This window comes from Luteolibacter luteus, assembly GCF_012913485.1.
Lineage (GTDB): Bacteria > Verrucomicrobiota > Verrucomicrobiia > Verrucomicrobiales > Akkermansiaceae > Haloferula > Haloferula lutea.
Genome location: NZ_CP051774.1, coordinates 4217026 through 4236016, shown reverse-complemented (window position 1 = coordinate 4236016; position 18991 = coordinate 4217026). Strand labels below are relative to the sequence as shown.

Annotated in this window: 14 protein-coding genes; 8 read left to right on the top strand and 6 right to left on the bottom strand. The window is 62.2% G+C overall.

The window, feature by feature from the left end; all coding sequences use genetic code 11:
- The first annotated feature begins 3 nt into the window (after window positions 1–3).
- Both HHL09_RS17470 and ppk1 read left to right on the top strand, forming a co-directional pair.
- Window positions 4–1551, top strand: a complete 1548-nt coding sequence (locus HHL09_RS17470; RefSeq protein WP_169455909.1) for a Ppx/GppA phosphatase family protein — start codon at window positions 4–6, stop codon at window positions 1549–1551.
- A 38-nt stretch (window positions 1552–1589) separates the two neighbouring features.
- On the top strand, window positions 1590–3683 hold the full coding sequence (gene ppk1, locus HHL09_RS17465) for a polyphosphate kinase 1 (protein WP_169455908.1): 2094 nt from the start codon (window positions 1590–1592) through the stop codon (window positions 3681–3683).
- Window positions 3684–3745: 62 nt separating this feature from the next.
- Here the strand turns inward: ppk1 and HHL09_RS17460 are convergent, their stop codons facing one another.
- Complete coding sequence (locus HHL09_RS17460; protein WP_169455907.1) at window positions 3746–5257, bottom strand: bifunctional metallophosphatase/5'-nucleotidase; 1512 nt, start codon at window positions 5255–5257, stop codon at window positions 3746–3748.
- Between the two features lie 79 nt (window positions 5258–5336).
- Window positions 5337–6485, bottom strand: coding sequence for a metal-dependent hydrolase (locus HHL09_RS17455; protein ID WP_169455905.1), 1149 nt, complete (start codon window positions 6483–6485; stop codon window positions 5337–5339).
- 142 nt (window positions 6486–6627) lie between these two features.
- On the opposite strand from HHL09_RS17455, the gene rpmI reads away from it, so the two are divergent.
- Together rpmI and rplT are read left to right on the top strand one after the other, a co-directional pair.
- Window positions 6628–6837, top strand: coding sequence for a 50S ribosomal protein L35 (gene rpmI, locus HHL09_RS17450; RefSeq protein ID WP_169455903.1), 210 nt, complete (start codon window positions 6628–6630; stop codon window positions 6835–6837).
- A gap of 136 nt (window positions 6838–6973) precedes the next feature.
- Complete coding sequence (rplT, locus tag HHL09_RS17445; RefSeq protein WP_169455901.1) at window positions 6974–7345, top strand: 50S ribosomal protein L20; 372 nt, start codon at window positions 6974–6976, stop codon at window positions 7343–7345.
- A 112-nt stretch (window positions 7346–7457) separates the two neighbouring features.
- On the opposite strand, the gene HHL09_RS17440 is transcribed toward rplT, so the two are convergent.
- Both HHL09_RS17440 and HHL09_RS17435 read right to left on the bottom strand, forming a co-directional pair.
- Entirely contained in the window at window positions 7458–8822 is a 1365-nt protein-coding gene (locus HHL09_RS17440; protein WP_169455900.1) for an ATP-binding protein, read from the bottom strand.
- Window positions 8819–9544 carry a response regulator gene (locus HHL09_RS17435; protein ID WP_169455899.1) on the bottom strand — a complete coding sequence of 242 codons (726 nt, stop codon included), beginning with the start codon at window positions 9542–9544 and terminating at the stop codon, window positions 8819–8821. Before HHL09_RS17435 ends, HHL09_RS17440 begins: the two co-directional genes overlap by 4 nt.
- A gap of 177 nt (window positions 9545–9721) precedes the next feature.
- Here HHL09_RS17435 and HHL09_RS17430 point away from each other — a divergent pair, with 177 nt between their 5' ends.
- Both HHL09_RS17430 and HHL09_RS17425 read left to right on the top strand, forming a co-directional pair.
- Window positions 9722–10855, top strand: coding sequence for an efflux RND transporter periplasmic adaptor subunit (locus tag HHL09_RS17430; protein WP_169455898.1), 1134 nt, complete (start codon window positions 9722–9724; stop codon window positions 10853–10855).
- Window positions 10855–13992, top strand: a complete 3138-nt coding sequence (locus HHL09_RS17425; protein WP_169455897.1) for a multidrug efflux RND transporter permease subunit — start codon at window positions 10855–10857, stop codon at window positions 13990–13992. Before HHL09_RS17430 ends, HHL09_RS17425 begins: the two co-directional genes overlap by 1 nt.
- Before the next feature lie 194 nt (window positions 13993–14186).
- Here HHL09_RS17425 and purU read toward each other — a convergent pair whose 3' ends face one another.
- Window positions 14187–15047: a formyltetrahydrofolate deformylase gene (gene purU, locus HHL09_RS17420; protein ID WP_169455896.1), complete on the bottom strand. Its 861-nt coding sequence runs from the start codon at window positions 15045–15047 to the stop codon at window positions 14187–14189.
- Window positions 15048–15170: 123 nt separating this feature from the next.
- Between purU and HHL09_RS17415 the strand changes: the two genes are divergently transcribed.
- Window positions 15171–16748, top strand: a complete 1578-nt coding sequence (locus HHL09_RS17415) for an RNA polymerase sigma factor (protein ID WP_169455895.1) — start codon at window positions 15171–15173, stop codon at window positions 16746–16748.
- A gap of 1 nt (window position 16749) precedes the next feature.
- On the opposite strand, the gene HHL09_RS17410 is transcribed toward HHL09_RS17415, so the two are convergent.
- The gene (locus HHL09_RS17410) at window positions 16750–17811 is read right to left on the bottom strand and encodes a glycoside hydrolase family 43 protein (RefSeq protein WP_205760872.1); all 1062 of its coding nucleotides are present in this window, start codon (window positions 17809–17811) and stop codon (window positions 16750–16752) included.
- A 134-nt stretch (window positions 17812–17945) separates the two neighbouring features.
- Here HHL09_RS17410 and pheS point away from each other — a divergent pair, with 134 nt between their 5' ends.
- The gene (gene pheS, locus HHL09_RS17405) at window positions 17946–18965 is read left to right on the top strand and encodes a phenylalanine--tRNA ligase subunit alpha (RefSeq protein ID WP_169455894.1); all 1020 of its coding nucleotides are present in this window, start codon (window positions 17946–17948) and stop codon (window positions 18963–18965) included.
- Window positions 18966–18991: the final 26 nt, after the last annotated feature.

The following is an 18991-nucleotide window of genomic DNA, read 5'->3' as shown; positions in this document are numbered from 1 at the left end:
GCAATGTCATCCGCTCCGCCTGCCGAAGCCACCGGCCTTCTCGCCACCGCGATTCACGTCGGGGCCAGCGCGGTTTCGCTGCTCATCGCGGAAAAGCAACCGGATGGCAGTTACCGCGCCGTCGATTTCCTTGAGCAACCTGCCCCTTTGGCGCGCGATGTCTTTCGCCACGGCGTGGTCAGCGCGGAGACCACGGAACGTATCGTGGGCATCCTGAAAGACTATCAGAATGCCTTGGCGGAGTACGGCGCGGACGGACAAAACATCACCCGGGCCGTAGCGACCAACATCCTGGTGGAGGCGACCAACCACGACATTTTCCTCAACCGCATCCGGATCGCCTGCGGCCTCTCGATCAATCCGATCGACGACGGCGAGATGACCCGCCTCATCTATCTGAAGACCCGCCGCCGGCTGAAGGATACGCCAGCGATGAAGCGGCGCTGCACCTTGGTCGTGCACGTCGGCCCGGGAAATACCCGCGCCCTGCTCTTCCAGGAAGGTGCTATCACCCGCTATACGAGCTACCGCTTGGGAACCCACCGGACCCGCGAGGCCACGGAAGGCTCCCACGCCGAAGGCACCTCCATGCTACGCGTGATCCGCGAGCACACCTCCGGCAATCTCGCCCAGATGCGCTTCGACTATCACGATGTGAAGCTGGATGCGCTGGTGGTGATCGGCTACGAGATCCAACAGATCGCTCGCGACCTCTCGAAGGGCTCCGGCACCTGCTCCACCAAGGCACTGAAGAAAGCCGCGGTCGAAGCCTCGCAAATGAGCGAGCTCGACCTGGTCACCCGCTTCCAAATCGACTATCAGACTTCCGAAGCGCTCCTGCCAGCACTGGAGACGAACCTCGCCATCGCGGAAACCTTCGACCTGAAGGAAATTCACATTCCCATCAGCGATTACGAGCAAGGAATCCTACAGGACCTCCTCGTCTCTGGAAGCTTGGCGGGGACCCTCGACCAGGAAGTGCTGCGTTCCGCGCGGATTCTGGCGCTGCGTTACCAGTCGGATCCCCGCCACGGGGAACATGTCGCCCGGATCTGCCATCATCTCTTCACCGAGCTGCAGGATCTTCACGGCATGACCAAACACGATGCCATGCTTCTCCAGGTCGCGGCGATCCTTCACGAGGTCGGCACCTTCGTTAGCCCCCGCGCTCACCACAAGCACTCCGAGTATATCATCCTGAATAGCGAGATCTTCGGGCTCGACCGGCTCGATATCACGATGATCGCCATGGTTGCGCGCTATCATCGCCACTCGGGACCGCGCATCGATCACCCGAACTACCGTGATCTCGACACCGTCGACCGCATCCGCGTGGCAAAGCTCTCCGCTCTTCTCCGCGTGGCCGATGCGCTTGAGCGCACTCACGACCAGCGCGTCCACGAAATCCTGATCCGCCGCGACGAGCGGCGGTTGCGCCTCGTCCTCCCCGGTGTCACGGACGCCGCCGTGGAACGGCTGGCGATGGCCTCGAAGGCCGATCTTTTCGAGCAGGTCTTCGGCCTCGAAGTCGTGATCGACGACGCGGGCTGAGTCACCACCGCATCTTTACCTTTCTTACTCCTTAGTCCATGTCGCTTCCCTTCATCAACCGCGAGCTCTCCTGGCTGGAATTCAACCAGCGGGTATTGAACGAAGCCCTGCGAAGCGATTTGCCGCTCTTGGAGCGTGTGAAGTTCCTGGCAATCACGGCCTCGAATCTCGATGAGTTTTTCCAAGTCCGTGTGGGAAGCCTGATGCTCCTCCAGCGCAGCGGCCGGAAAAATCCGGACCCGTCGGGCATGACGCCCACCCAGCAACTGACCGCCATCCGCCGCCGGGTGCAAAAAATGGTGGAGGATCAGTATCATCTCTTCGCCGAGGATCTCACCAAGGGCCTGCGGAGTGCGGGGATCCGGCTGCTTTCCACCAAGGGCCTGACCCCGACGCAGTATGACCAGGTGGCTGCGGCATTCCACGACCAGATCTCACCGCTGCTCACACCCCTGGCAGTCGTCGCGGGTGAAGAACCGCCGCTGGTTCCTGCGCTACAATTGATCGTCACCTGCCGGGTGAAGGATACGGAAACCGGAGCGATCCGCCACGTGCTAATCCCGATCCCGGACGGCGTGGCCCGGCGCATCCCGGTCAGCGAAGTCGGGGACGGCGTGGCCTTCGTCCTCGTGGAGGACGTCGTGGCACTTCATGCCGAAGAGCTCTTCCCAGGCGAAGATGTCGAGGCCACCACCTGTTTCCGCGTGACGCGAAACGGCGATATCGCCGTGCAGGAAGACGATGCCAGCGACCTTGCCGGCGAGATGGAAGAAGTCCTCGCGGCCCGCAAGCTTTCCGGCACCGTTCGCTTGGAGCTCCCCTCCAGCCTGCCCCGCGATCTCGCAAAGGTGATCCAAGAAGTCTGCGGTGCCACCAGCAACGAGACCTATCGCTTCGCCGGTCCTCTGGCTTTGGCCGGCTTCATGGATCTCGCCTTCCTTCCCGGCTTCGACCAGCTGCGCGATGAGGATTGGCCCTCTCAGCCTTCTCCGGAGCTTGCACCGGGAGATTCGATCTTCGAAGCAATCAGCCGTCGCGATGTGCTACTGCATCAGCCTTACGAAAGTTTCGAGCCGGTGATGCGCCTGATCGAAGAGGCTGCTGACGATCCACAGGTCGTCTCGATCAAGCAGGTGCTCTACCGCACCGCACGCCAATCCCGGATCATCGATGCCCTGATCCGCGCCGCGGAAAACGGCAAAACCGTGACCGTGCTGGTCGAACTCAAGGCCCGCTTCGACGAGGCCCGTAACCTGCTCCGCGCGGAAGAACTCCAGCGCGCCGGCGCCCAGATCGTTTACGGCGTGAAGGGCCTCAAGACCCACGCGAAGATCTGCCTTGTCGTCCGACGCGAGGACGGCCGCCTGCGCCGCTACGTCCACCTCGGCACGGGCAACTACAACGAGAGCACCGCGAAGCTCTACACCGACATCTCCCTCCTGACCTGCCGCCCCGAATACGGCTCGGATGCATCCCTCTTCTTCAATGCGGTCACCGGTCGCTCGAAGCTCCTCCGCTTCCAGCGGCTCGTCCCCGCGCCTACCGCGATGAAGCCGCGCCTTCTTGAGCTCATCGCTTCGGAAGCCGAGCGCGCCCGCCAAGGCGAGCCCGCACGCATCCTCGCCAAGGTGAACTCCCTGCAGGATCCGGAGATCATCGCCGCTCTCTATCAAGCCTCGAAGGCCGGTGTGGAAATCAACCTCAATGTCCGCGGCATCTGCTGCCTGAAGACCGGCGACGCCAGACACTCGAAGCACATCCGCGTCGTCTCGGTGATTGACCGCTTCCTGGAACACGCGCGGATCTTCTATTTCCATCAGGGCGGCGACCCGGATATCTTCATCGCCTCCGCCGACTGGATGGGACGCAACCTTGACCGCCGCGTCGAGCTCATGATCCCGATCGAAGACAGCCGCGCCCGTCGCCGCCTGCTTCGCATCCTCGAGGCCTTTTTCCAAGACAACACCCAAGCCTCCAAGATCCTGCCCGATGGCTCCTCCGAGCGCCTGAAGGCCGCCGCGGGCGAAAAGAAGTTCCGCGCCCAGGAACACTTCTTCAAGGAAGCCCGGCGCACCGCCAAGGCCCGCGAGCACGAGCGCGCCATGACCTTCGAGCCCCACGTGCCGAAGTAGCATTGACGCAGCGATGACGGCAGATCGGAAGCGGAACGCTGCTTCGCTACCGCTCGAAAGGATCAAATCTCTCCCTTGTCCAAAAGGTAGTCGATCAGCGCCTGCCTCGTCCCCAGATCGATCTCCTGTCGCTTGCTCTCGGGCCTCAGTAGGATCTCATTCAGCTTCATCAAGCGCCTGCCGCCGGACTGGCCGTCATAGGTATTGAACGCGACCCGATAGCGCTTCGAGCCATCAACCAACTCGCCCTTCAGGGTGAAGCGCTTCGCCTTTCCGCCATCAAGCTCGATCTCGAAGGGCCACAGCAAACGGCTGCCACCATCCTCCGCGACGATCTCCACCAACTCCGCCGCGGTGAGATCCGCAACGACGAGGCCATTTTCATACGGCAAGATCTTCCAGATATCCTCGACCGTCTTCTCCCCGGCTTCAATCGGATCCCTGCCAAAGGTTCCGTGAAATACGCCATCCACCGTAGTTCCGTTTTTTTGCAGCGCGGTGGCGAAGGCAGCACAGAGCAAGGAAGCCACGCCGACGGCTGGAATCTCCGCCTTCACCGTGCACACCTTCCGCTTCATCTGCTCATCCGCTTTCGCGAGTTCCGGCTTCGCCACCTCGATTACCAGCGGATCGAAGTCAAAGCGCGAATCCATCAACACCGTGAATGCCCGGCGATCGATCAGCTTGCGGCTTTCCAGATCAAAGGTCAGATCCACGCGACCGCAGTGGATGCCATAGTAGTTCGCCTGCGAGCACAGCACCCGCCCCGTCATCCACGACGGCTGATCCTGGTGAGAATGCCCGGCCAAATAAACATCCACTCCTTCCACCGCGCCAAGCATCTCACGGATCGGATTGGCAAAGTCATCCTGAGCACGCCAGCCCATGTGACCCAGCACCACGATCGCATCCACTCCCTCCGCCTTCATCTCTGCCACGCTGCGGCGGAGGGATTCCACCGGATTGAGCGCTTCCACTCCTCCAAGGGTCTTCGGCGTGAGCCAGAAAGGCAGACCCGGCGTAATCACGCCCACCAGTCCGATGCGAAAGCCACCCACTTCACGGATCGCCCACGGCTTCACCTTCTGCCAGACGCCCGCGGCGTCGCCCGCCGCCTTCCCATCCACGCGGAGATTTCCTGTTAGAACACCGGGTGTCGAAAGCGCGAGCGCCCCTTCCAGAATCTCACGCCCCCAATCGAAGTCGTGGTTCCCCAAGACCCAGGCATCATAGCCCAGCTTGTTGAAGAGCTCGATCATCAGCTTGCCGCCGCTGTTCAGGCCCACGGCCGTCCCCTGATAAACGTCGCCGATATCCACCAGCAGCGAATCCGGAAACTCCTTCCGCCAGCGCCGGATCTGCGTCGCACAGCGCGCAAGCCCCCCGACATCACCCAGCCCGTCATAGGTCACCGTCGGCAGGATGTGCCCGTGCAGGTCGGTGGTATGCAGGATCGATACCGTCTTCCCTCGGCGCTCCGCCGCAGCATCGGCAAACAGACCGGCACCCAGCCAAGCACCGCCCGCAGCTAGAAAGCGCCTGCGGGAAATCGGGGAGAAACAGACGTCTTTCATCAGAGGATAAAATCGCCAGGATCGTCCGGCGCATCAATCCCTAAGACCAAACAGTCCGGGTGCCCATTTCGTCACCGCCTCAGCGATGCTCTGCTAGGTATTCCTGCAGCCCCGCACCCGCCGTCGGATCATAAACTGCGGCCTGTCCCGGGTTTCCGATCAAGCGTGGGCCGGCATCCGTGGAGCTCTCCCACGCCGCCGTCTCACCCATCGCCCGGCGCACCATCCGTCGCAGCATCTCGGAGCCACCACGCGCATCCGGACTCCGGAAATGGAGGCGGTCCTTCTGATCTTCCGCCTGGAAATTCCACGCAAACCGCGGACGCAGCGCCAAACCCTTGTCATCCCAAGCCCGCCCTTCGCCGAAACGCAGATCCGCGATCCACACGCCCCCGGGCACTTTCCGCGCAATCCACCAACCCTTTGAGAAATTCAGCACCGTCCTCACCTCGCGCTGCTCCTTATGCGTCGCCATGGCATCCTCGCCCTTCGGCACCACGATCCAGCGCACCGGAACTTCGGAGGAATCAAAGATCGAACGATACCCGATCCAGAATTCCCCCGGACGCTCGATCACGGCCCGCCATAGAATGATGTTGAAGGGCGTAGGCGCTTCCATCTTCCGCTGCCACGCCACCCCGCGCCGCGCGAGATCCCCCTCGATCGACTTCCCGACCGCGTATTTCGCCCAAAAACTCAGCCCCACGTAGAAGCAACTCACCCCCAGACACCACCAAGCGGAGCGCAGCCCCTTGCCCTTTTTCCACTCCTTCGGCTTCACGAAGAGCCCGATCACCACCGCCACCACCAGCGGGATCGTGAAAACCGGATCGATGATGAACAGGTTGTCGAACGAGGCCGGATACCCCGAAAAGGGTGAAAAAACCTTCGTCCCGTAGGTCGTGAAAACATCGATCAGCACGTGGGTGCTCCACGCCAGAAAGACGAAGAGCCCGGCCCGCTGCGGCGTCACCTTGTCCTTCTTCCAGCGCCGGGCCAGCGGCTTGGCCAACCAGACCGAGACCACCACCATCAGCAGGATCGAGTGCGAAATGCCCCGGTGGAAGGCGAGGGTCCGGGCGGTATCCAGCACCGGGGAAAAAATCACGTCCAGATCCGGCAGCGTTCCGAAGAGCGCTCCCCACCCGATCGCACGCCGCCCGAGCTGGCGCCCCAGCACCAGCTCCCCCATCACCGCGCCCAGCGCCGCCTGCGTGACCGAATCCACGGCGCGGAGGAAACCCGGGACTTCCCATCCCGGTCAAGCCCCGGATACTGTTCATGCGAGCGCGGGCCCGCGAGCCGCTTTTCCCCGCCGCGAGCTACTTTTGCCTTGCCAAGCCGGGCCCGACCCCTAGTTTCGCCGCCCCATGCCACGCGTCTCAGGAAAAGCAAAGACTCGAAAGGCTGTTGCCAAGCGATTCAAGGTGACAGGAACCGGTAAGGTTCTGCGCCGGAAGCAAGGCGCCCGGCACTTGCTCCAATGCAAGAACCGTAAGCGCAAGCGGAGCCTTACCAGCGCCGCACTTGTGTCCGATGCCGACATCAAGAACGTGAAGGAAAACCTTCCGTTCCATTAAGCTGAAGCAACAAACCGCGCCCCCGTCCGCGCCTCGGACGGCCTCCATCTCAGCCTGACCCGCAAGGGTACCACCGGACAAGCGAGACTGAGGGAGGAAAGAATAACCAACGGCCTGTCCGACCCGAAACGATACAATGCCACGCGCAACCAACAGCCCGGCTTCCCGCGCCCGTCGCAAGCGTGTCCTTCATCGCGCCAAGGGCTTCCGCGGATTCCGCTCGAAGCTCTTCCGCTACGCGAAGGACGCGGTCCGGAAGGCGATGACCTACGAATACCGCGACCGCAAGAAGCGGAAGGGCCAGTTCCGTCGTCTCTGGATCCAGCGTATCAGCGCTGCGACCCGCAACGAAGGCCTGACCTACTCCCGCTTCATTGAGGGTCTCAATGCAGCCGGCATCGAAGCCGACCGCAAGATCCTCGCGGACATCGCCGTCAAGGACGCAGCCGCGTTCTCCGCGATCATCGCCCAAGCGAAGGCCGCCCTCGAGAAGAAGGCAGCCGCCTGATTCCGAAAGGACCAGACCTCATTTGAAAAAGCCGTCCGGTGTCATGCCGGGCGGCTTTTTTGTTTGTTCGGCCGCAGTCGCAGGAATGCCGGGCCATGGTAGGAGGCGAGCCTCAATCCCGCGGCAAATGCAGGACCGCTCTCAGCCCTCCCTCCTTCCGGTTCGCCAACACCAAATCCCCCCCGTGATTCCGCAGGATCGTCCGCGCGATCGGCAAGCCAAGCCCTGTCCCGCCCGTCGCCCGGTTCCGGGAACTCTCCAATCTCACAAAGGGCGCAAACACCCGCTCCCGATCCGCCTCGGAAATCCCCGGACCATCGTCATCCACGAAGATCTCCAGCGCGTTCGCACCAAGCTTCATGCTTACCGTCGCCTCGCCCCCGTAACGCACGGCGTTCTCGATCACGTTCCTGAGGGCACGACGCAGCGAATCCGGTCTGCAGCGCCAGGGCATCGCCTCGCTTCCGACAAATTCCACCTCCCAGCCTAGCTGCGAAAGATCTTCGCAGAGGCTCTCCAACAAAGCCTCCATGTCCACCGAGCGCGTCGCTTCCGACGCCGCTTCCTCACGGGCAAAGGCGAGGCTCGCTTCCGTGATCGCCTTCATCTCATCCAGCGTCGCCACCAGCTTGTCGCGCGTCTCATCATCACTCACGAACTCCGCCTGCAACCGCAGCGAAGTGATCGGCGTCCGCAGGTCATGGCTGATCGCCGCCATCATCCCCGTGCGATCCTCCACATAGCGCTTCAGCCGCGATTGCATCCGGTTGAAAGCCGTGGCCGTGCGCCGGATGTCATCAGCCCCATCCTCCGGCAGCGGATCGGTCTCTTCCCCGCGCCCGAGCTTCTCCGCCGCATCGGTGAGACGGCGCAATGGCCTGCCAACCCGGTTAGCAATCAGGGCAGTCACCACGCAAAGAAGCACCGCGGTGATCGCCATCGACACATAATAGGACCCCGGTGGCCCCACCGGAGAACCCGGCTTCGCATAGACCGCGTTCAGCCATCTTCCCTCGCCGATCTCCGTTGCGAGTCCGAAACCATTCCAATCCGGCAGATGCACCAGCATTGCGGGCGAGCCACCCTTCCACTCCTCGAGCGGCAGCGTTTCCCACTTCACCCCGGCCTGCAGCGGCAGATCATCGGCCGGTGGCGGACGCGTCGACTCCATCAGCCTCGCACGTGCCTGTTCCTCCCAAGCCAGCGGATCCCCCTCCGGCCGGCTTCCTACCCAATAGCGGACCGCCACCGTATTCGCGGCATCCAGAATCCCCGGATGCAAGGTCGGCTCCGCGGCATCCAGCAAGCGCGCCACCGAGGCCGCCCGCGCCAAAAACTCATCTCGCCGCAAAAGGAAGACTGTCCGCAATTGATCCCCCCGATAAATGGCTAGGAACAGCACCTGCGAAAGCGCCAGCGCCAGCAGCATCAGTGTGATCCACTGCCCGGTCAGGCTTCGCATCCAGAAGCGCTTCATGCCGGTGTCACCTTTCCAGTGAAGCAATAGCCATCGCCCCAATAGGTTTTGATCAGCATCGGATTCTTCGGATCCTCCTCGATCTTCCTTCGTAAGCGGCTGACCTGGTTGTCGATGCTGCGATCCCAGACCTCCGCCTCACGACCACTGGTCAGGTCTAGCAAGGAATCCCGGCTGAGCACCTTTCCCGCATGCTCCAGAAAGACACAGAGCAAGCGATACTCCGCCGTGCTCAGCGGCACGGCCACCCCGTCGGGGCCCGTGACCTCATGCCGGGTCATGTCGAAGACCTTGTCGCCAAACTTCACGCTGCTTCCCTTCGCGAGCGGCTCCTCCTTCGTCGCGCCCCCGCTCGAGCGGCGCAGTACCGCACGGATCCGGGCCAGCAGCTCCCGGGGATTGAAGGGCTTCACCAAATAGTCGTCCGCCCCGAGCTCCAGCCCCACGATCCGCTCTGTATCCTCGGCCATCGCGGTCAGGAATATCACCGGCAGCGGACTCGTGGACCGCAGGTGGCGGCATAGCGAAAGCCCGTCCTCCCCCGGCATCATGATGTCCAGCACCGCCAGATCCGGCACCTCTCCCCGCTCCATCTGGGCGCGGAATTCCGCTGCGCTCCCAGCAGCGCTCACCCGGTAGCCGTGCTGGCCCAGATAGCGCACCAGCAGCTCACGGATTTCCCGGTGGTCGTCCACCACGGCGATGTGCGGAGTCGGCTCCATTCCTCGTCGGAGCTACCATCGCAGCTTGATCCTCAGGAGCGTGCAAAAAATTGTCGCAAATTGTGTCGGCACTTTCCGTGTTGCGACAATTCGCGACGATAAACCCAGCAACCCGACACGCATCCGGCCGGTTCCCGTGCTATCGATGCCTTTGTCCATCCGTAAGCTTCCCTGTTCATGAAGAAAGTCTCTTGGTTTCTGATCGCCCTGCTGGGCCTGTCCGCGGCATCCGCCTACGTCGTGCGGAATCGCGTGAACTCGGCCGCCAAAGGCGCGGCACAGGGCCAGCGCGGCCCGCAAGAGGTGCCCGTGGTGATCGCGGAAGTCACCAGCGAGGACCTGCCCGTCTGGCTGGAAGGCATCGGCAATGTCCAAGCCGCCAATACCGTGACCGTCCGCCCCCGCGTCGGTGGCACCTTGGAAAGCGTCAGTTTCACCGAAGGCTCCATGGTGAAGGAGGGCGATGTCCTCGCGAAAATCGATCCCCGCCCCTTCGAATCCATCCTCGCACAGGCGAAGGCCAAGAAAGCCCAGGACGAAGCCCAGCTCGCCAATGCGCAGGCCACTCTCGCGCGCGCCCAATCCCTGGTGAAGGAGAACGCCATCAGCCGCCAGTTGGTGGACCAAGCGGAGGCTTCCGCCGCCCAGCTGGACGCCCAGGTAAAGGCGGACCAAGCCGCCATCGATGCCGCCCAGCTCGACCTCGATTTCACCACCGTCCGCGCCCCGATCTCCGGCCGCACCGGTGTCCGTCGCGTCGATGCCGGGAACGTGGTGACCGGCAGCCAGACCGAAGGCCTCGTGGTCGTGACGGAGATGCAGCCCATCTCGGTGATCTTCACCCTTCCCCAGCGCTACCTGCCTGACTTGCGCCCGCACATGAAGCCCGGCGCGGCCGAACTCCGGGTGCAGGCCACCGATGACGAGGGCACTCTCCTCGACGAAGGCATGCTCAAGCTAGTGGACAACCAGATCGACAACACCACCGGGACACTCCGCCTCAAGGCATCTTTCCCGAACAAGGACTTCACCCTCTGGCCCGGCCAGTACCTCAACGCGAGGGTGCTCGTCGACACCAAGAAAGACGCGATTGTCGTTCCGCCGGAAGTCGTCCAGCCCGGCCTGAAAGGGCCTTTCGTCTATCTCGTGAAGGATGACCAGACTGTGGAAGCTCGCCAGGTGAAACCGGGCATGACGCTCGATAACCTCACCGTGATCGAGGAAGGACTGCAACCCGGCGACCGCGTGGTGCGCGATGGCCAAAGCAAGCTCAAGCCCGGCGCGAAGATCACCAGCAAGAACCCCGGATAATGAGCATCTCGGAACCCTTCATTCGGCGCCCGATCGCCACGATGCTGCTCACGATCGGCATCCTGCTGACGGGCATCATCTGCTTCCCCTTCCTCGCGGTGGCTCCCCTGCCGCAGGTGGAATTCCCCACCATCCAGGTCTCGGCGAACCTGCCCGGTGCCAGCCCGGAAACGATGGCTTCTTCCGTGGCCACTCCGTTGGAGAATCAGCTGGCGCTGATTCCCGGAGTCACCCAGATGACTTCTGCCAGCGGCTTGGGAAACGTTCAGATCACCATCCAGTTTGATCTCAACAAGAACATTGATGCCGCCGCACAGGAAGTGCAGGCCGCCATCAGCGCCGCCGGGGGACAGCTGCCGACAAATCTTCCTAGCCCGCCCAATTTCCGGAAGGTCAATCCGGCTGATGCTCCCATCCTGATCCTCAGCCTCACCTCCGACGTGCTGCCGCTCACGCAGGTGAGCGACTATGCCTCGAACGTGGTGGCGCAGCAGATCTCCCAGCTCAGCGGCGTCGCGCAGGTGGACGTGATGGGCGAACAAAAGCCCGCCGTGCGCGTGCAGGTGGACCCCGCGAAGCTCGCGGCACTCGGCCTCACCCTCGATGACGTGCGCGGCGTGATCGCTTCCGCCACTATCAACTCCCCAAAGGGCACGCTCAATGGCCCCCGGCAGAGCTTCTCGATCTACGCGAACGACCAGCTTCTCAAGGCGGAGCCCTACAACGACCTGATCCTCGCCTATCGCAATGGTGCTCCGATCCGCGTGCGAGACGTGGGCCAGGCCGTGGATGGACCGGAAACCGCGCGCTCCTCTGCCATGGTGAACAACCAGCCGGGCGTGGGTCTCATCATCCGCAAGGAAGCCGATGCCAATGTCATCGACACCATCGCCCGCGTGAATGACCTGCTGCCAGCGCTGCGTGCCTCCATGCCGCCGGCAATGAAGATCGATCTGCTCAGCGATCGCAGCCGCACCATCCGTGCCTCCGTGGCGGAGGTTGAGATGCACCTCGTGCTGACCGTGGTTCTGGTGACCGTCGTCGTCTTCGCCTTCCTGCGGGACATGCGGGCCACCCTCATCGCCAGCGCCGTGGTGCCCATCTCCATCGTCGCGACCTTCGCGATCATGTATGCTTTGGGCTTCAGCTTGAACAATCTCTCGCTGATGGCGCTGACGATCTCCGTCGGCTTCGTGATCGATGACGCCATCGTGATGCTGGAGAATATCTACCGGCACATCGAGGACGGGATGAAGCCGATGGATGCGGCCTTGAAGGGCGCGAAGGAAATCGGTTTCACCATCCTTTCGATCACCTTCTCCCTGATCGCGGTCTTCATACCCGTGCTGCTCATGGGCGGCATCGTGGGCCGTCTGTTCCGCGAATTCGCGGTCACCGTGACCGCGGCCGTGCTCGTCTCCGGCTTCGTTTCGCTGACCTTCGTGCCGATGATGTGTTCGCGCTTCCTGCGCCATCATGAGCCTGCGAAGGGCAAAACCCCCCTCGCATTACTCGAACGCGCGCTGGAGAAATTCTTCGGCGGCTTGGAGCGCACCTACGAATCCATGCTGCACTTCGTCCTGCGGCACCGGAAATCCACGCTCTTCTCTCTGGTCATCACCGTCGGCCTCACCGCCTTTGTCTTCATGAAGATGCCGAAGGGCTTCTTCCCCTCGCAAGACACCGGCCTGATGAATGCCACCGCTGAAGCCTCCCCGGACATATCCTACGAAGCCATGACCGCGCGGGTCGCGGAGATTGGTGAGATCATCAAGAACGATCCCGCCGTCCAGGGCCTTCAAAACCGCGTCGGCTCCGGCGGCCGCGGCGGCGGCTCGATGAATAGCTCGCGCTTCTTCATCACGCTGAAGGAACGCGACCAGCGCGATCCCGTGGGCGAGGTGATGAACCGCCTCCGCAAGTCCACCTCGGGCGTGCCGGGCATCACCATGTTCTTCCAGCCACAGCAGGACCTGAACGTGGGCGGCTTCCAGTCGAAGACGCAGTTCCAGTATGCCCTGCGCGATGCCGACATGGACGAGCTGAATGAATGGGCTCCGAAGATCATGGAGCGCATGAAGCAGTTGCCCGAACTCCGTGATGTGACCTCCGACCAGGAATCCGCAGCACCGGCCCTGAATGTCGAGATCGACCGCCAGGCCGCCAGCCGCTTCGGCATCCCCGCCCAGGACATCAACTCCGCGCTCTACAATGCCTTCGGCGAGCGTCAGGTGACCCAGTTCTACACCCAGGTCAGCCAGTACAAGGTCATCATCGAAGTCCCTCCGGAACTGCAGAAGGATCCCTCGACCTTCGACAAGATCTTCCTTAAGTCCCCCATCACCGGCGGCCAGGTTCCCCTTTCCTCATTGATCACCTTCAACACCGGCGGCACCAAGCCACTCTCGGTGAACCACCTCGGGAAATACCCCTCGGTTACGATTTCCTTCAACCTCGCTCCCAATGTCGCACTCGGCGATGCCGTGGCCGCGGTGGAGAAAGCGAACCAGGAAATGGGCCTGCCGCTCACCGTGATCGGCAGCTTCCAAGGCACTGCTCAGGCCTTCCAGGACTCCCTGCGCTCACAGCCCCTCCTGATCGCCGCCGCTCTCGTGGCCATCTACATCATCCTCGGGATGCTCTATGAGAGCTACATCCACCCGCTGACGATTCTCTCCACGCTGCCCTCCGCCGGTCTTGGCGCGCTGCTTACGCTCTGGGCCTTCGGCCATGACGTCGGCGTGATCGCGATCATCGGCATCCTTCTCCTTATCGGCATCGTGAAAAAGAACGCGATCATGATGATCGACTTCGCCATCGAGGCGGAGCGCGATCACGGGATGGAGCCGGAAAAGGCGATCTTCGAGGCCTGCATCAAGCGCTTCCGCCCCATTCTCATGACTACCCTCGCCGCCATGATCGGCGGCATCCCGCTGGCCCTCGGCCACGGCGATGGCTCGGAACTCCGCCAACCCCTCGGCTACGCGATCGTTGGTGGCCTTGCCCTTAGCCAAATGCTGACCCTCTTCACCACCCCGGTCGTTTACCTCATGTTCGATGGCATCGTCCTGCGGGCCAAGAAACGGCGGGACAGAAAGGCTGCGGCCAATCCCGGCCCGGAAGCCCAGCCCGCATAAAACCGCTCCGGTCTGGCAGTAGATCGCACCTCAGGTTTGGGGCCATGATGGCCCCATGCAAATGTCCAAGCGTCCCGCACGCAGCCCCACAAGAAACCTGTCAACTGCCAAACCGGCACCGTCCGGAACGCCACCTGTTATTTTCCCTGTTATAACAGGCGGAACAGGCGGGAAATATCAAAGGTCCCCGGCCCTCAATCCGGGAACACGATCGCCCGATGCCCGTCGATGATCGTGCGGTCATGGACGTGGTAACGAATTCCCTTCGCCAAGGCGATCCGCTCGCAATTCCGCCCCAAGCGGACGAGGTCATTCGGTGCGTGGAAGTGCTGCACCCGTTCGACCTCCTGCTCGATAATCGGCCCAGCGTCCAGATCCGCGGTCACGTAGTGACAGGTCGCGCCGATCAGCTTCACCCCGCGCTCGTAGGCCTGCTTGTAAGGGTTCGCTCCAATGAAGGCGGGCAGGAAGCTATGGTGGATGTTGATCAACCGTCCCGCGAAATCCCGGCAGAAGTCATCCGGGATGATCTGCATGAAGCGGGCAAGCACCGCGAGCTCCACGTTCTCATCCGCCAGGATCTGCCGGATCTTCTTGAAGCCCGCATCCTTGGCCTCGCCATCCATCTCGATCAGATGAAACGGAATCCCGGCGCGCTCCGCGATCGGACGGCAGGTATCGCGGTTGCCGATGATCGAGGTGATCTCCACCGGCATCTCGCCAATCTCCGCGCGCCACAGGATCTCGTTCAGGCAGTGGTCGGTCTTCGTCACCAGCACCGCCGTGCGCATCTTGTAAGGCAGGCGGCGGAAGTGCCACACCGCCTTCATCGAGCGTCCGAGCGTGCCGAAGCCTTCGATGAAATCCTCCGGGTCCACATCCAGTTCCCCGGTCTCGATCTCCAATCGCGCGAAAAAGCGCAGGGAGAGCTTGTCCGTGAACTGCGCAAACTCGATCAGGTTGCCCCGGTGCCCGGCGACATAACTCGCAATCTTCGCGACGATGCCAGGCTGGTCAGGGCAGCTGAGCTTGAGAATCAATCCGGGACGGGCCATTTCGGGGCGGATTCAGACGGCCCGGGCAGCCGATGGCAAGGAGGGAGGTGGTCACGGACGCGACGAGAAAGTTTAAATTCCCTGTCTGATCCGGCCCTTGGCTCAACAGTCCATTTTCAAGCAATGCCCGAATCCTCCGATGCCGATCTGCTCCGCCAATGGCAGATCCACGAATCCGAAACAGCCTTCCGAACCCTCGTGGAGCGCTACGCCGGCCTCGTTTACAAGGCCGCGTTGAGGACCTGTGGCGACAGGCAACTCGCCTCCGAGGCATCCCAAATGACCTTCATCACCTTGGCCCGGAAAGCTGGCTCTCTCTCGACCCGCGATTCCTTGGCCGGATGGCTCCACGTTACCGCGATCCTGAACTCCAAGAACCTGATGAACCACCGCGAGCGGGAATGCAGGAAACGCGAACGGCTAAGGTATCATCTCGAAAGCTCTTCCACGGATTCCCCGCTCGCTCTGTGGAAGAACCTCGAGGCCTCCTTGGACGAAGCCCTCTCTTCCCTCGCGAAAGGAGACCGAGAGCTTATCCTCCTCCGGCACTACCGGGTACTCAGCATGCGGGATATCGCCGCCTCCCTTTCCATCACAGTGGAAGCCGCCCAGAAGCGCGTGGACCGGGCCATGGACCGCCTGCGGCTGAAGCTTGGCACTCAAGTCGGCAGCGCGGCGCTGGCAACAGCACTGGCAGCAGGCCTTGCCACCGATGCGGAAGCCGGAATTTCGATGTCTTCATCGCTCGCCACCGGCGCGATGAACGCAGCCAAGCTCGCCGGCACGTCGGTCATTGGATTCTTACCCCTCCTGCTATCCATGAAGTACGCCGCAGCCGCTCTTGTCGTGCTCGCCCTGTTGGGAGTCGGCCTCTTGGTCCACTCTACTGCCGATAAACCGGGTTGGACATCTTCTGGCAGCGTCGCATCCGCCGCTCTAGCCACGGGTGGCCCTTCACAAGCCGCGGATCAGAGACCCCGCAACCTCAGCCCGGCTCGCTTGGCCATCCAGCAACTGGAGAAGAACTACGGCATCCCACGTACCAATCAGGCCCGCGCCACGGCCGACACCATCATCCGGCAAGCAAGCATGTCCGCAGAGATCTTCCAGACCCTGATGATCTCCAATGAGGGACCTCTTTCTCTCTACAACGTCCTCGCCATGCAGGGAGACCTCAAACTCTCCCAAGAACAGCTCGCGGCAGCCGACAAGCTCGCAGCGGACTTCATGTTCCGCTGCATCGGGATGCGGAGAAGTGCCGCCGAAAAACTGGCCTCGGATCCGGCGCCCTTGATGGAGCTGCTTCTGGCATCCGACGCCTGCTCCAAAAGCGAGATTCCCGAAAACGAATATCTAGACACCCGTTCCCGCTTGGGAGAGCAGGTTGCCTATATCGAAGAGCCGGTTGCCACGGATTACGTGGGTCTGACCCTTCCGGCGATCCAAGATCCCCTGCTCGATCCACTCTTCGTGAAAGACTTCCGCACCATCCTGAACACCGCGGAACAGCACACCCTTCTGGACGAAGGCGTGAAAACCGCCACACGGATCCGGCGAAAATCCGGCTTCACCCACTTGGAACCGACCTCCTTGGATGAGCTGGAGGCCAAAATGAACTCCAACCTCCTCGTGATGCAGGGCTTGGTTCAGGCCCTTGAAGCCGAGGCAGAACTCAGGGATGTCCCGACCCGGAAGGAGTAGATCATGGCGTTTCCCCGGGGAAGGCGGCTTTCAATGCCTCCAACTCCTTCGCATCCACCTTGAAGACACTGCCATGCCGCGCGTCGGCAGGAAACTCGACCTTCTCTTCAATCTCCCAATTCAACAGGTCCTTCGACGAGGAAAGCCCGAAGCGGTTCGTCATGCAGTAGTCATAGAAAAGCAGCCACCCTTCTCCTTTCGGATCCGGCACGATGCTCGGACCTTCCGTGATCACCGGAACGATCTGACCTTTGTTCAGCGGCCCTTCATGGATCTTGTAAGGCCCTTCGATCTGATCGGCCACCGCCACACGGATGGCACGGCGTTCCCCGGTTTCACGGGTGAACTCCTCCTCCTTGTGGAAGAGATAATACTTCCCACCCTCCAGCAGGAGGGTCCCATCGATTACAGAATAAGGCGCCGAGAAGAACTCCTTTGCAGAAGTGAAGGTCTTCCAATCCTTCGTCCGCGAATACCAAAGCCGGCTCTTCTTCCAGCCCGCGTCCTCAAAGGACGAGGACCAGATCAGAAAAGTGTCTCCGCTCTTTGGGTCGGCGAACCACTCCGGCGCCCAGATGTTCCGGACCGGACGGCCCTCTCCGTCCTTCACGCCCTTCATCAGGGGCAACGCCTCCACCAGATCCCATTTCAGCAGATCACTCGAAACCGCATGCAGACAGACCGGGCCGGATCCCCGCTCTTCCGCCTTCCGCAGATTCCCGCCGCCCGTGCCCATCAGGTGCCACATCCCATCCGGCCCGCGCCGCAGGAAAGGATCGCGCAGCCGCTGGTTCCAGACCGGCTTGTTCTCATTGAGCGGAGTCCACTTGCGACCATCCGCCGAAATCGCCAGATGCAGGTATTCCACCGCCATCGGGTCCGCCAGCGGGACCTGATGCTCCTTCCCTTGGGCATCGATTTCTACCCGGCCCTCATAGCGCTGGCGGAAATAGGCCATCACCCAGCCACCCTCCTGTCCCTCGGCCGGGGCCTTCTCTTCCGCCGGACAGACCGGGGAAACTCCGAGAAATGCCGCCGCCAGAAGGAAAAATCGCCGTTTCATGGCGCGGAAGCTCCACCGATCCGTAGCCTGGGGAAAGCGATTTGTCCGGCAGAGACCTTCCTGGGCAGATTTGGCGGAAGACAAGCCTTTGACTCTCGCCCCGCCAGCGGCTAATCCCTGCGCCCCGCTTTCCCATGAAGGATCAGATCGAAGCCATTCAGGCCGAGGCATTGGCCCGGATCGAAGCCGCGACGGACACCCGCTCGCTGGAGGACGCCCGCGTCGCTGTGCTCGGCAAGAAGGGCACGCTCACCGAAGTTTCCGCCGGCATGCGCGATGTGCCGAAGGAAGAAAAAGCGGCCGTGGGCGCGCTACTCAATACCGCCCGCAACGCGATCACCGCGGCACTGGAAGGCAAGCAGCAAGGCCTGCAGGACGCGGCGGACAAGAAGTCGCTCGAAGGTATCGACGTCACCCTGCCCTCCCGCGCGCTGCATCACGGATCCCTTCACCCGCTGACGATTCTCCGCCACCAAGCGATTTCGATCCTCCGTCGCATGGGCTTCGCCCTCGCCGAAGGTCCGGAAATCGAAGACGAATTCCACTGCTTCGACGCCCTGAACACGCCCGCCGATCACCCGGCGCGCAACGAAAAGGACACCTTCTACTTTGACTCCGGCAAGCTGCTGCGCACCCACACGTCCTCCGTGCAGGTCCGCACCATGGAATCGCAGGTCCCGCCGGTCCGCATCATCGCACCCGGCTCCGCCTATCGCCGCGATGAGATCGATGCGACCCACCTTTCTGTCTTCAACCAGCTCGAAGGCCTCTACGTGGACAAGGATGTATCACTGGGCGACCTGAAGGGCACGCTGGAATATTTCTTCCAGGAGATGTTCGGCTCCGAAACGGAGGTCCGCTTCCGCCCGCACTTCTTCCCCTTCACCGAGCCCAGCTTCGAGATCGATGTGAAGCTCCATGTGAAGGGCCAGGATCCCCGTTGGATCGAGGTCGCCGGCTGCGGCATGGTGGATCCCGCCGTGTTCGAGGCCATCAACGCCTCACGCAAGAATGATGGCGCCTATGACCCGGCAAAGGTCACCGGCTTCGCCTTCGGCATGGGCCTCGATCGCCTCGCGATGATCCGCTGGGGCATCAAGGACATCCGCCTGCTGATCGAGAACGACGCGCGCTTCCTGAAGCAGTTCGCTTGAGCTGAAGCACCACGGATTACACGGAA